General features: G+C 61.7%; 12 protein-coding genes. 2 read left to right on the top strand and 10 right to left on the bottom strand.

What is annotated here, in order from left to right:
* Positions 1-19: 19 nt before the first annotated feature.
* The 7 genes from pssA to mrcB form a co-directional block, all read right to left on the bottom strand.
* Complete coding sequence (pssA, locus tag Q9451_RS03375) at positions 20-871, bottom strand: CDP-diacylglycerol--serine O-phosphatidyltransferase (protein ID WP_003250045.1); 852 nt, start codon at positions 869-871, stop codon at positions 20-22.
* Between the two features lie 150 nt (positions 872-1021).
* Positions 1022-2038 (bottom strand): ketol-acid reductoisomerase, encoded by a 1017-nt coding sequence (ilvC, locus tag Q9451_RS03370; RefSeq protein WP_003250043.1) that lies wholly within the window; start codon positions 2036-2038, stop codon positions 1022-1024.
* A gap of 55 nt (positions 2039-2093) precedes the next feature.
* Positions 2094-2585, bottom strand: a complete 492-nt coding sequence (gene ilvN / locus Q9451_RS03365; protein ID WP_003250040.1) for an acetolactate synthase small subunit — start codon at positions 2583-2585, stop codon at positions 2094-2096.
* Position 2586: 1 nt separating this feature from the next.
* Positions 2587-4311 (bottom strand): acetolactate synthase 3 large subunit, encoded by a 1725-nt coding sequence (locus Q9451_RS03360; protein WP_012274211.1) that lies wholly within the window; start codon positions 4309-4311, stop codon positions 2587-2589.
* 410 nt (positions 4312-4721) lie between these two features.
* On the bottom strand, positions 4722-5054 hold the full coding sequence (locus Q9451_RS03355) for a YqcC family protein (protein ID WP_019099850.1): 333 nt from the start codon (positions 5052-5054) through the stop codon (positions 4722-4724).
* On the bottom strand, positions 5054-5857 hold the full coding sequence (locus tag Q9451_RS03350) for a tetratricopeptide repeat protein (protein WP_012274213.1): 804 nt from the start codon (positions 5855-5857) through the stop codon (positions 5054-5056). Before Q9451_RS03350 ends, Q9451_RS03355 begins: the two co-directional genes overlap by 1 nt.
* Positions 5858-5872: 15 nt before the next feature.
* The gene (gene mrcB, locus Q9451_RS03345; RefSeq protein ID WP_012274214.1) at positions 5873-8194 is read right to left on the bottom strand and encodes a penicillin-binding protein 1B; all 2322 of its coding nucleotides are present in this window, start codon (positions 8192-8194) and stop codon (positions 5873-5875) included.
* A 115-nt stretch (positions 8195-8309) separates the two neighbouring features.
* Between mrcB and Q9451_RS03340 the strand changes: the two genes are divergently transcribed.
* Complete coding sequence (locus Q9451_RS03340) at positions 8310-9872, top strand: bifunctional aminoglycoside phosphotransferase/ATP-binding protein (protein WP_012274215.1); 1563 nt, start codon at positions 8310-8312, stop codon at positions 9870-9872.
* A 176-nt stretch (positions 9873-10048) separates the two neighbouring features.
* Entirely contained in the window at positions 10049-10327 is a 279-nt protein-coding gene (locus Q9451_RS03335) for a TfoX/Sxy family protein (RefSeq protein ID WP_012274216.1), read from the top strand.
* Between the two features lie 181 nt (positions 10328-10508).
* Here Q9451_RS03335 and Q9451_RS03330 read toward each other — a convergent pair whose 3' ends face one another.
* Genes Q9451_RS03330 through Q9451_RS03320 form a run of 3 tightly spaced genes read right to left on the bottom strand, consistent with a single transcriptional unit; the run spans position 10509 to position 13156 of the window.
* Positions 10509-11393, bottom strand: coding sequence for a ChaN family lipoprotein (locus Q9451_RS03330; protein WP_012274217.1), 885 nt, complete (start codon positions 11391-11393; stop codon positions 10509-10511).
* A gap of 12 nt (positions 11394-11405) precedes the next feature.
* Positions 11406-12173 (bottom strand): heme ABC transporter ATP-binding protein, encoded by a 768-nt coding sequence (locus Q9451_RS03325; protein WP_012274218.1) that lies wholly within the window; start codon positions 12171-12173, stop codon positions 11406-11408.
* The gene (locus Q9451_RS03320) at positions 12173-13156 is read right to left on the bottom strand and encodes an iron ABC transporter permease (protein WP_171577278.1); all 984 of its coding nucleotides are present in this window, start codon (positions 13154-13156) and stop codon (positions 12173-12175) included. Before Q9451_RS03320 ends, Q9451_RS03325 begins: the two co-directional genes overlap by 1 nt.

Raw genomic sequence — 13156 nt, 5'->3', positions numbered from 1 at the left:
TTCCAGCGTTAAGCGATTTTCACGCTTTGCGCCGGCGCGCCTTCAGCAGGAACTGGATCGGCCCCGATGCCGCGTAGGCGAGGAAGATCAGCAGCAGGATGCGTGGCGGGTCGCTGAATACCACGGCAAATACCAGCACCACGGCCAGAATCGCCACGAACGGCACACGCCCTTTGAGGTCCAGCTCCTTGAAGCTGTTGTACTTGATATTACTGACCATCAGCATACCGGCAGCAGCCACCAGCAGCGCCACCAGGAAAGACAGCTTGGACCCCTGGATTCCGTAGTCGCTGAACGCCCATACGGTACCCGCCACCACACCCGCGGCAGCCGGGCTGGCCAAACCGATGAAGTAGCGTTTGTCGGCAGTACCGACCTGGGTGTTGAAGCGCGCCAGGCGCAACGCGGCACCGGCTACATAGATGAAGGCGACCATCCAGCCAACCTTGCCCATGTCACCGAGCGCCCAACCAAAGGCCAGCAAGGCCGGGGCCACACCGAAGGCGACCATGTCAGACAGCGAGTCATACTCGGCACCGAAGGCACTCTGAGTATTGGTCATGCGCGCAACACGGCCGTCCAGGCCATCGAGCACCATGGCCACGAAAATGGCGATGGCGGCAAAGGCGAAGTACTTGCTCGCCTCGCGTGGGTCACCGGCACTCAGGGCACTCTGTGCGCTCATCGAGCTGATGATGGAATAGAAGCCGGCAAACAGGTTGGCGGTGGTGAACAGGTTGGGCAACAGGTAGATGCCGCGGTGGCGCACCTTGCGGCCTTCGGCGTCATGCCCTTCTTCAACGTGCTCATCGACAGGTAGCAGGCTTTCGGCGTCGGAGGGCTTGTTCGGCTCTTCGGGACGTTCGCTCATGGAGGGTACCTTGCAACAGGATGGAAAATGTTCGACACGGGCCCGCGAAACAGGTTCTGACAGCAGGCCAATGGTCTGCTTTATACCAGAAGCGGGCTGCCAGAACGAAAAAACGCGGCCGAAGCCGCGTTTTTCATCTTTCGATAAGACTTAGTTCTTGGTCTTGTCGACGATTTTGTTAGCCGAGATCCAAGGCATCATCGAGCGCAGCTGCTCGCCGATGATTTCGATGCCGTGAGCGGCGTTGTTGCGACGCTTGGCGGTCATCGATGGGTAGTTGGTAGCACCTTCGGAGATGAACATCTTCGCGTACTCGCCGTCCTGGATGCGCTTCAGAGCGTTGCGCATGGCCTTGCGGGATTCTTCGTTGATGACTTCCGGGCCAGTGACGTACTCACCGTATTCGGCGTTGTTGGAGATCGAGTAGTTCATGTTGGCGATGCCGCCTTCGTACATGAGGTCTACGATCAGTTTCAGCTCGTGCAGGCACTCGAAGTAGGCCATTTCTGGCGCGTAGCCAGCTTCGACCAGGGTTTCGAAACCGGCTTTGACCAGTTCGACGGTACCGCCGCACAGAACAGCCTGCTCACCGAACAGGTCGGTTTCGGTCTCGTCCTTGAAGGTGGTTTCGATGATGCCGGTGCGGCCGCCGCCCACGCCCGAAGCGTAGGAGAGTGCGACGTTCTTGGCGTTGCCCGAAGCGTCCTGGTAGATAGCGATCAGGTCAGGGATGCCGCCGCCTTTGACGAACTCGGAGCGAACGGTGTGGCCCGGGGCTTTCGGCGCGATCATGATCACGTCGAGGTCGGCACGCGGAACAACCTGGTTGTAGTGGATCGAGAAGCCGTGGGAGAAGGCCAGGGTAGCGCCCTTCTTGATGTTCGGCTCGATCTCGTTCTTGTACAGAGCGCCCTGGAACTCGTCTGGGGTCAGGATCATGACCAGGTCAGCCGCAGCGACAGCGGTAGCAACGTCAGCAACTTTCAGGCCGTGGGCTTCAGCCTTGGCAACGGTAGCCGAACCTTTACGCAGACCGACGGTAACGTCTACACCGGAGTCCTTCAGGTTGCACGCCTGAGCGTGGCCCTGGGAGCCATAACCGATGATGGCGACTTTCTTGCCCTGGATGATGGAAAGGTCGCAGTCTTTATCGTAGAAAACTTTCATGAAAATACCCCTGGTTATATCTCGGCCCCTGCGGAGCCATCGCTAATTTTTGAATTTAGATGCTGAGCACTTTGTCGCCACGGGCAATGCCGGTAACGCCGCTGCGCACGGTTTCGAGAATCGATGCAGTGCCGATCGCCTGGATGAAGCTGTCCAGTTTGTCGCTGGTACCGCTCAGTTGTACGGTGTACACGCTGGCGGTCACGTCGACGATCTGGCCACGGAAGATATCCGTGGTGCGCTTGATCTCGGCACGCTGGGCACCGGTGGCCTTGACCTTGACCAGCATCAGTTCGCGCTCGATGTGGGCGCTTTCCGACAGGTCGACAAGCTTGACCACTTCGACCAGCTTGTTCAGGTTCTTGGTGATCTGTTCGATCACTTCGTCATGGCCAACGGTGGTCAGCGTCAGACGCGACAGGGTCGGGTCTTCGGTCGGCGCCACGGTCAGGCTTTCAATGTTGTAGTTGCGCTGGGAGAACAGGCCGACCACACGGGACAACGCACCTGGTTCGTTTTCCAGCAGCAGGGAAATGATGTGCCGCATATCAGGTACGCTCCGTCTTGCTCAGCCACATGTCACGCATCGAGCCGTCCTTGATCTGCATCGGATAGACGTGCTCACTGCGGTCAACCGCGATGTCGATGAACACCAGGCGGTCCTTCATCGCAAACGCTTCTTCCAGCTTCGGCTTGAGGTCCTTCAGGCTGGTGATGCGGATGCCCACATGGCCATAGGCCTCGGCCAGCTTGATGAAGTCAGGCAACGACTCGACGTACGAGTGCGAGTGACGACCGTTGTAAGCCATGTCCTGCCACTGGCGGACCATGCCCAACACACCGTTGTTCAGGTTGACGATCTTCACCGGCAGGCCGTACTGCATGCAGGTGGACAGCTCCTGGATGTTCATCTGGATGCTGCCTTCGCCAGTCACGCAGGCCACGTCCTGGTCCGGGAAGTTGAGCTTGACGCCCATCGCCGCCGGGAAGCCGAAGCCCATGGTGCCCAGGCCGCCGGAGTTGATCCAACGGTTTGGCTTGTTGAAGCGGTAGTACTGCGCCGCGAACATCTGGTGCTGGCCCACGTCGGAGGTGACGAAGGCGTCGCCATGGGTCACTTCGCACAGGGTCTCGATGACTTTCTGCGGCTTGATGACATTACCGTCGCCCTTGTCATAGGGGAACATCTCACCATTGCCACGCCATTCGTCGATCTGCTTCCACCAGGCATCCAGCGCCGCCTTGTCGGGCTGCTCGCCGATTTCCTTGAGGATGCCGAGCATTTCGCTGAGCACGCTGTCGACCGGGCCGACGATTGGCACGTCGGCCTTGATCATCTTCGAAATCGACGCTGGGTCGATATCGACATGGATGATCTTGGCATTCGGGCAGAACTTGGCCGGGCCGTTTACCACGCGGTCGTCGAAACGAGCACCCACCGCGAAGATCACGTCGGCATTGTGCATGGCCATGTTGGCGGTGTAGCTACCGTGCATGCCGAGCATGCCGAGGAACTGGCGGTCAGTACCCGGGAAGCCACCCAACCCCATGAGGGTGTTGGTGACCGGCAGGTTCAGCGACTTGGCGATTTCGGTCAGGGCTTCAGAGCCACCACCGAGGATCACGCCGCCGCCGGAGTAGACGATCGGGCGCTTGGCAGCCAGGAGCATCTCGGCAGCCTTGCGGATCTGGCCGGAGTGGCCGCGGACCGCTGGGCTGTAGGAGCGCAGTTTGACCTTTTTCGGGTAGACGTATTCAAACTTCTCAGCCGGGTTGGTCATATCTTTTGGAATGTCGACCACGACTGGACCTGGGCGACCGGATTGCGCCAGGTAGAAAGCCTTTTTCAGAACTTCCGGGATCTCGGTCGGGTTCTTGATCATGAAGCTGTGCTTCACGATCGGCCGCGAGATACCGATCATGTCGGTTTCCTGGAAGGCATCGGTGCCCACCATGGTGCTAGGCACCTGGCCGGACAGGATGACCATCGGAATCGAGTCCATGTAGGCGGTGGCAATGCCGGTGATGGCATTGGTCGCGCCTGGGCCGGAGGTTACCAGCACCACACCGGCCTTGCCGGTGGCGCGGGCGTAGCCGTCCGCCATATGGGTTGCCGCCTGCTCGTGACGAACCAGGATGTGTTCCACTTCCGGTTCTTTGAACAGTGCGTCGTAAACATGCAGGAGAGCACCACCAGGGTACCCGTAGATGTGCTTAACGCCTTCGTCACGCAAGAAGCGGACGACCATCTCAGCGCCAGATAAAAGCTCCACGTTGTTCACCTCTAAAACGCCAGAATACCGTCCCTAGTGGACGGGTCTTAATAGGTTTACTGCCAAGCAGAGCATGAGCGAAAACGTCAGCACTGACTGAGCAAGTATTGGGAGCCCCCCAGAGTGTTGCGGGGATTTCCCACCCAGCGCGAGGTAACGCGTTGCGGGGTGTAACAGGTCGGCGCGGGTGTGCACCTCATGATCTGCTTAGCGGGTCTGCTTCTGGCAGTCCCTCTACAGCGGAAGTTGGATTCTTGTGATTCGGCGCCAACAAGTCAAGAAAAATTATTGCCAATTTTTCCCCAAGATGAATTCCTGCCACCACTAAAAATCGCTTCAGCAGCAGATTTAATAAGATTTCCAAAAAAAAGGGCCACAATCTGCGGCCCTTGACGAAAAAACTGAAGAAATCAGGCGGAAGGAGCGATCAATTGGTCAAAAGCTGCCAACAGACGGCGTAGCTCGCGACTTTGCTCCGGCCGGTCGGTAAACACGGTTTCGGCCATGACCAGGATGCTCGAGGCATTGGGCAGCGGGTGGCCCAACTCGATAATGATCTTCATGCGTGGCAGGAAGATCCATTGCAGCCACTGCTCGAAACTGAGGGTATCGACGGCGAACGGTACTGTGCTGGCCAGTGCCTCGTCGCTTGGTGGCTCGTCGTCCCACCAGCCTTGCACCTGCAGTTCACGCTCGATCAGCAGCAGGTGGTCGGCAATATCCAGAATGCGCTGCTCGATCATCACGAATTGACCCGCGCCTTTTGCCGGGCCAGCGCAGCGCCAGCGCTGTCACCCTGCTTTTCACGGGCCTGGGCGATGGTGTTCCATAGCTCCGCCTGCAGGCTTGGGCGGCCGTTGGCGTAAGTCAGGGCACGGCGCGCCAGTTGCTCGGCCTGCGCGGCATCACCTTGCGAAAGGCGCACCTGGGCCAGGCGGTACAACACTTGCGGCTCACGCGGCGCAATGCGCTGGGCACGCTCCAGGCTCGAGGCGGCACCGTTGAAGTCTCCACTGCCCTGCTGGGTCTTGGCGGTGGTCAGCAGTGCCAGCACCGGCCCGTCCAACTGCTCGTCGGCCGACAGGCCACCGGCAGCAGCGGTGCTACGCGGAATACCGGTTGGCGCGCTGGTGCTTTGCGGGGCGTTGTTCATCGCCGCGATGTCGAACGGCTCGTCGGCAATCGGGTTGGGGTTGGTGGTCATCGGCGCCGAACTGACAGGGCCAGTGCTGATCGGCCCCGGGGTGATCGGCGAGGTGCTGATCGGCGCTGCGCCATTGGCCGCCGGGAACGTCTGGATACCCGAAGCGCCTGCGCCCTGCGGAATCATCACGGTAACGCCGGAATCCTCCGCAAGCGTCTGCGCCTGGGCGGTGCCGGTGCTATAGCCGCCCGCCGAGCGGTTGGCCGTCACGCGTTCGCTGTTGGACACGCGGGTGCTCGAATCGACCACCGGAATATTGCCGCGCGGGACGCTGGAGCACCCCTGGAGCACAGCCAACGCCGTCACGGCAGGAAACAGCCACTTGTTCACGTCACACCTCATCAATGCAGCCTGTGCTTAATTCATCCAGCCCTTGACCCAGTCCATGACCGACTCGGCAGGATTCTCCTCGCCGCCACAGGTCGCGCCGGCGGGCGGTTCACTGCCGCGAATATACGGCATCTGCACTGCTCCCGGACAGCTGCCATCAGACCCACGGCCCGTGTAGGGGTCGATCCAGGCCTGCACCACGTTGTCCGGTTGCGGCATGTCCAGCGGCAGCGGGTCGGCTTTCTTCATGAAGCTGGTCCACACCTGCAGGGCACCGGTGGCGCCGGTAAATGGCGTTTTGCCGTTATCGTCACGCCCCATCCACACCACGGCCAGCAGGTCTTGGCTGAAGCCGGAGAACCAGCTGTCACGCGAATCGTTACTGGTGCCGGTCTTGCCCGCCAGGGTCAGCGAACGTGGCAAGGTGTTGTACACCGAGCGCCCGGTACCTTCGCGCATTACCCGTTGCATGGCGTTCTGCACCAGGTAGATGGCACCCGGGTCGAAGGTTTGCTGGATCTGGAACGGGTAGCGCTTGAGCGGCTCGCCCTCAGCGGTAAGCACACTGCGGATGCCGCGCATCGGGGTGTTGAAGCCGCCGTTGGCGATGGTCTGGTACATGGTCGCGACCTGCATCGGCGACATGCCGCCGGCCCCCAGCAGCATGGCCGGGAACGCTGGCCAGTCGACATTCACCCCCAACCGGCCAATGGTCTTGATCACATTGGGCACACCCACTTCCAGCCCGAGCTTGGCGGTAGACAGGTTGTACGAGTTGGCCAGCCCCTGGTACAGGTAGATGGTGCCATGCGGGCGACGGTCGTAGTTTTGTGGGCGCCAGACCTGGCCGTCGGCGCCCTTGACCGAGAATGGCTCGTCCTGCACCCAGCTGGTGAGGGTGTATTTGCTTGGCTGCTCCAGCGCTGTCAGGTACACGGACGGCTTGACCAGCGAGCCGATCGGCCGCACGGCGTCGATCGCCCGGTTGAAGCCGGCAAAACCTGCCTGACGGCTGCCGATGAGTGCCTGCACTTCACCCGTCTCAGGGTTGGTCACCACCATTGCCGACTCCACTTCGTCGGCACCCTTGCGGCCCGCCAGGCGCTTGAAGGTCTCGCTCATCGAGGTTTCGGCCTTCATCTGCAGGATCGGGTCGAAACTGGTGAAAATGCGCAGACCTTCTTCGGTCAAGTCTTCGTCGCGGTAGTCCTGGCGCAATTGACGCTTGACCAGGTCGAGGAAGGCCGGGAACGAGCTGTCGGCCAGGCTGCCGCGCTTGGTCACACCCAGCGGCATCTTCTTCGCTGCATCGACTTCCGCCTGGCTGGCCACGCCCTGCTCGGCCACCAGGTCGAGCACCAGGTTGCGCCGAGCCAGGGCGCGATCAGGGTAACGCCGCGGGTTGTAGTAGGACGGGCCTTTGACCATGCCCACCAGCAGGGCGATCTGGTGCAGTTTCAGCTCCGACAGTGGTTGGCTGAAGAAGAACTGACTGGCCAGGCCAAAGCCGTGCACGGCACGCTGACCGTCCTGGCCAACGAACACCTCGTTGAGGTACGCCTCGAGGATTTCACGCTTGTCGTAGTGCAGTTCGAGCAGCATCGCCATCATCGCCTCGGTCAGCTTGCGGCTGAGGCTGCGCTCGCTGCTGAGGTAGAAGTTCTTCACCAACTGCTGGGTCAGGGTACTGCCGCCCTGGCGCATCGAGCCGGACGACGTGTTGACCCACATGGCCCGGGCGATGGACTTGGGCGACACACCGTAGTGGCTGTAGAAGTCGCGGTCCTCCGTCGCCACCAGGGTTTCGAGCAGGTATTTGGGGACCTGGTCGATCTTGATCAAGATGCGGTCTTCAAGGTTCTTCGGGTAGATGCCGCCGATCATCAGCGGCTCCAGGCGCACAACGTCAAGCGCCTTGCCATTGGCAGCAGAAAGGCCCGCCACGTAATCCCCTGAGAAACGCACGCGAACGAACTGCGCCGGCTCCATGCCCTCGTAGAACTGGAAGCCACGGGTATTGAGATCGACGGTATTGCCGTTGACCGCCGCCGCCCCTGGGCCGTTGGCCGCGCTTTCGCGTCGGTAGCCGAGTGCATCGAGCTCGGTGAGGAAGTCGTTCTTGCTCAGTTTCTGGCCGGTGAACAACTCCAGCGGCCGGGCATACACCTTGGCCGGGATGGTCCAGCGCTTGCCGGAGAACTTCTCCTGGACGACGGCATCGAGGTAAACCGCGAAGCCGGCAACGATCACCAGGCCTACCAGGCTGAGCTTCAAAGCCCAGCCCAGCCAGGCGCGGGAGCGGCCGGTCGGGCGTTTCTGAGGGGTGCGGGGATTTCGAGTTCGGGTCATGGCGGCGGATTATACGCACTTTATAAAGGCTGGGCAGACGGCCCAGCGGTAGGCAGGGACGGCACCATTGACCATAATGGCGCATTCGAATTCCCTTGCCCCGGAAGGATTTGCCGTGAGCCAAGCTCTTATCACTGCGTTGCAGAACCCAGCCCTGTACCCTCACCCCGTGGATGGGTTCCAGCTCATCGAGACGCATATCTCCTGGGTACTGCTCACCGGCGAGTACGCCTACAAGATCAAGAAACCGATGAACTTTGGCTTCCTTGACTTTACCGGCTTGGACCAGCGCCAGCATTTTTGCAACGAAGAGTTGCGCCTGAACCAGCGCCTGACCGAAGGCTTGTACCTGGAAGTGCTGCCGATCACCGGCAGTGTTGATGCACCGCAGATCGGTGGTAACGGCGAAGCTATCGAATACGCACTGAAGATGCGCCAGTTCCCCCAGGGGCAAATGCTCAGCACCCTGCAGGCCAATGGCGAGCTGAACGCCATGCACATCGACCAAATGGCCCGGCAGATCGCTGAATTCCACCTGCAGACGCCCAAGGTAGCTGCCGAACAGCCCTACGGCTCGCCTGAAAGCGTCATGGCCCCGGTCGAGCAGAACTTCGAGCAGATCCGCCCATTCCTGAGCGACAAGGCCGACCTGCTGCAACTGGACAACCTGCAAGCTTGGGCGCGGAGCAGTTTCGAGCGGCTGCAAGGCCTGTTCGCCTCGCGCAAGGCCAATGGCTTCACCCGCGAGTGCCATGGCGACATCCACCTGGGCAACGCCACCCTGATCAACGGCCAGGTGGTGATCTTCGACTGCATCGAGTTCAACGAACCGTTCCGCATGACCGATGTGTGGGCCGACACCGGCTTCCTCGCCATGGACTTGGAAGATCGCGGCCTCAAGTGCCTGGCACGACGCTTCATCAGCCAATACCTGGAGTTGACCGGCGATTATGAAGGCCTGGAAGTGCTGAACTTCTATAAAGCCTATCGCGCCCTGGTGCGGGCCAAGGTCGCACTGTTCAGCATGCCGGCCAATGCCGATGGCGTGCAACGGGCCACGACTTTGCGCACCTACCGCAACTACGCCAACCTGGCGGAAAGCTACAGCGCCATCCCTTCGCGGCTGCTGGCTATCACCCATGGCGTCTCGGCAGTGGGCAAGAGCCACGTGGCAATGCGCCTGGTCGAAGCCTTGGGCGCCATTCGCGTGCGCTCCGATGTCGAGCGCAAGCGCCTGTTCGGCGAACAGCCACAAGAGAACGCCGGTCAGCTGGCCTCCGGCATTTATGACCAGGGTGCCAGTGCCGCCACTTACCAACGCCTGCATCAAGTCGCAGCAACCATTCTGCGAGCCGGCTTCCCGGTGGTGTTGGATGCCACCTACCTCAAGCATGAACAGCGCCAGGCTGCGGCAGACGTCGCCAGCCAGACCGGCGTACCGTTCCTGATCCTCGACTGCCATGCACCAGAGGCGGTCATCGCCAGCTGGCTGGAGCAGCGTCAGGCCGAAAACAGCGACCCGTCGGATGCCACCCTGGACGTGGTCAAGGCCCAACAGGCCAGCCGTGAAGCACTGGATGCGCAGGAGCTGGTGCAGAGCACCCGGGTCGACACCCAGGACGCTGGCAGCATGGACCAGGTGATCGAACAGGTTCGTCAGCGCTTGCCTGGCCTGTAAGTTCGCCGTTTTCCTTTACCGGCCACTTCGCGGGCAAGCCCGTGTAGCGGCCGGTACAGGTCCTCTCATCGCCCCCGATGGCAAAAGGCCGCGTAATTCTTAACCCCCGCTACACTCCTTTCTGACCTGCTCGCGATTTATCCCCATTCCCCGTTCAGCCATCGCAAGGAGGCTCGATGAACGATGAATTGCAGCACCTGAAGAACCTTGGCAAGACCTCTGCGCAGTGGCTGCATGCCGCCGGCATCCACAGCGCATCGGATCTGCGCCGCCTGGGTGCGGTGGGTGCATACCAGGCCGTGAAGACACGAGGGTTCCGCGCCTCCAAGGTGCTGTTGTACGCCATCGAAGGCGCCCTGCTGGACATGCACTGGAACGATTTGCCGCTCGAACGTAAGGAAGCGCTAAACCAACAACTGGACGCGAAAAGCCCTACGCAAAAAAATCCAAAATAATCCTGGTAAGGGGATTGACTGTTAAATGAGAATCGTTATGATTATCACAACTGGTCGCGAGACTGGTTGGATAAGCTAAGAGCCCCTGGTTCGGACTCTCAGATTATCTCCTCATCAGGCTAATCACGGTTATTGACCCGGCAATTTGCCGGGTCTTTTTTTGCCTGTGATTTCTACAGGGCTACCGCCGCAGCTGCGCGCAGTAATCCTGCTCCGGCATCGCTGCCGTGTACCACACATAATCGGCCTCGCCTGGTGCGACCTGCTCGCCCACCTCAGCCAGCAGCAAAACCTTGCTCTCCCCCGACGCCCCCAGGTCTGCCAGGTGCAAAGGTATGCCCAGGTCCTTGCGCACGTGATAGGCCCCGGCGAACAGCAGCGACGGCTGCGGCGCCGCCAGCAGGCGCTCGGCCATCCGGCGGTCGCGCTGCTGCTGCACGGCCAGCATCGCCGGCAGCTGGCTTTCCGGCAGCATGCCGCAATGCCCGGCGCGCACCTGCTCCAACAGGGCGGCCCTTACCGCCGGTGCATTGGACTTTTCGCCCTGCAGCGGAGCCGGCTGTCGATAGGCCTGGCGCATTTCGCCGGGTGAAATGTTGGCTGCCAGCAAAGGCACCCGCTGCTGCAAGGCTTCGCTGACAATTGGCCCGTACATCTGCCAATCCCAGCCCTCCTGCCAGGCCAGCGCCTTGGGCAGGTCTGCCGGCAAAGGCTGCCCCTGCACCTTGTCGACCAGCGGTTGCTGCTCGGGCTGCAGCATTTCCAGCAACAGGCTGCCTTGCGCACGCTGGCCCTGCAATGCACGCAGCAGCCAAAGCTGAAGCGCGTGATGGTCAGGGTTGTCATGTTTTTCGCCAACCAGCACACGGGGTGCGACAGCAAGGCGCTGCACCAGCTGCCGTGCGCTGATTACCTGGCCATCGGCAAGGTCGATGATGCGCCCCAACTCGGCATGCGTGCGCCCTTCACTGCTCTGCCAAGCGGGCATTGGCGGCAAGCTGGCCTGGCAGCCGCCCAATGACAACATCAGGCAAAACGAAAAACCGGACAGCAGCAGGTGACGCATCGGCAATGCCTCCTAGCGGGCAATGATCAGCGGATGCCCACGCTCCGGGTGCGCCTGCACCAGCACATCGAGACCGTAGACTGCTCTCAACGCCGTTGGCGTCAGCACTTCTTCAGGGGAGGCAAACGCATGGCAGCGCCCCTGCTCCAGCAACAGGATACGGTCACAGTAACGCGCCGCCAGGTTCAGGTCATGCAGGATCACCAGCACAGCAGCACCACTGTCGGCGAAGCGGCGCACGGCTTCCAGGGTTGTGTGCTGATGCAGCGGGTCGAGCATCGAGGTCGGCTCGTCGAGCAGCAATATGCTGCCCTCTTCCCCTGGCCACAGCTGCGCCAGTACGCGGGCCAGGTGCACCCGCTGCCGCTCGCCGCCAGACAACGCCAGGTAACTGCGCGCCACCAGGTGCCAGGCATCTGCCGCCTGCAAGGCTGCCTGGACAATTTCTGCATCACGCCGCTGCCCGGTGCCATGGGGCATACGCCCCATGGCCACCACTTCCTCGACCCGGAACGAGAAACCCAAGCTGGACACTTGCGGCAATACCGCCAGGCGCCTGGCTCGTTCCTGCCCAGCCCAATCGGCCAAAGGTCGCCCTTGCAGCGTCACCCGCCCATGGTCGGGCGCCAGCTCACCGCACAGCACACCCAGCAGGCTGCTCTTGCCGGCACCGTTGGGGCCAAGCACGCCCACTACTTGCCCTGGCTGCAGTTGCAGGTGAATGTCGTGCAGTACCTCATTGCTGCCCCTGCGCAGATACAGGCCCTCTACTTGCAACATCAGCTGCGCCCTCGTATCAGCAGGAACAGAAAGAAAGGCGCACCGATAAATGCCGTGACGATGCCAATCGGCAGCTCGGCAGGCGCCAGCAGCAGGCGCGCTGCCAGGTCGGCGAACAACATCAACACACCGCCGGCCAGCAGCGAGGCCGGCAACACCACGCGGTGATCGGGCCCGGCCAGCAGGCGTACCAGGTGTGGCACGACCAGGCCGATAAAACCGATCAGCCCCGCAGCAGCCACTGCCGCGCCCACGCCCAGCGCGGTGCAGAACACCAGCTCACGCTTGAGCCGCTCCACGTCAACGCCCAGGTGACGCGCCTCTGACTCACCCAACAGCAGGGCATTAAGCGCCTTGGCCCGCCGTGGCAACCACATCGCCACACCGGCCGCCACCAGCAACAATGGCCACAAGCGTTCGTAACTGGCGCCATTGAGGCTGCCCAGGTTCCAGAAGGTCAGTGTGCGCAGGGTGGCGTCGTCGGCCAGGTAAGAAAACAGCCCCACGGCCGCGCCCCCCAGCGCGGTCATGGCCACACCGGCCAATAACATCGTGGCGACGTTGGTCTGGCCATCACGACGGCCCAGACGGTAGACCAGCGCAGTTACTCCAAGCCCCCCGACAAAAGCGCAGAACGACAGCAGATAAGGCGCGAAAGCATCCGGCATGCCACCAAACCAGGCGCCGCCGACAATGGCGACCGCTGCCCCCATCGCTGCCCCGGCTGCAACCCCTACCAGCCCAGGGTCGGCCAACGGGTTGCGGAACAGCCCCTGCATGGCCACCCCGGACAGCGCCAGCACCGCACCCACCGCCAACCCCAGCAGGGTACGCGGCAGGCGGATCTGGCCAAGAATCATCTCGGCCTGCTGCAGGCCATCAGCAGCAATCGGCAGCCCCAACAGGCGCAGGCCGGCGCGCAGGGTGTCGAGCAGCGGCAGGCTGACAGGGCCCAGCGCAAGTGACAGCCAGACGGCCAACAG

This window comes from Pseudomonas sp. NY8896 (assembly GCF_039634505.1).
The sequence above is the reverse complement of the archived record's forward strand: the minus strand, read 5'-3'. Positions and strand labels throughout refer to the sequence as shown.

Bases quoted from the DNA above. Each gene is read 5' to 3' on its own strand.
- mrcB (WP_012274214.1), bottom strand. From the start codon at position 8,194: ATGACCCGAACTCGAAATCCCCGCACCCCTCAGAAACGCCCGACCGGC.
- Q9451_RS03335 (WP_012274216.1), top strand. From the start codon at position 10,049: ATGAACGATGAATTGCAGCACCTGAAGAACCTTGGCAAGACCTCTGCG.
- ilvC (WP_003250043.1), bottom strand. From the start codon at position 2,038: ATGAAAGTTTTCTACGATAAAGACTGCGACCTTTCCATCATCCAGGGC.
- pssA (WP_003250045.1), bottom strand. From the start codon at position 871: ATGAGCGAACGTCCCGAAGAGCCGAACAAGCCCTCCGACGCCGAAAGC.
- Q9451_RS03355 (WP_019099850.1), bottom strand. From the start codon at position 5,054: ATGATCGAGCAGCGCATTCTGGATATTGCCGACCACCTGCTGCTGATC.
- Q9451_RS03350 (WP_012274213.1), bottom strand. From the start codon at position 5,857: ATGAGGTGTGACGTGAACAAGTGGCTGTTTCCTGCCGTGACGGCGTTG.
- Q9451_RS03325 (WP_012274218.1), bottom strand. From the start codon at position 12,173: ATGTTGCAAGTAGAGGGCCTGTATCTGCGCAGGGGCAGCAATGAGGTA.
- ilvN (WP_003250040.1), bottom strand. From the start codon at position 2,585: ATGCGGCACATCATTTCCCTGCTGCTGGAAAACGAACCAGGTGCGTTG.
- Q9451_RS03330 (WP_012274217.1), bottom strand. From the start codon at position 11,393: ATGCGTCACCTGCTGCTGTCCGGTTTTTCGTTTTGCCTGATGTTGTCA.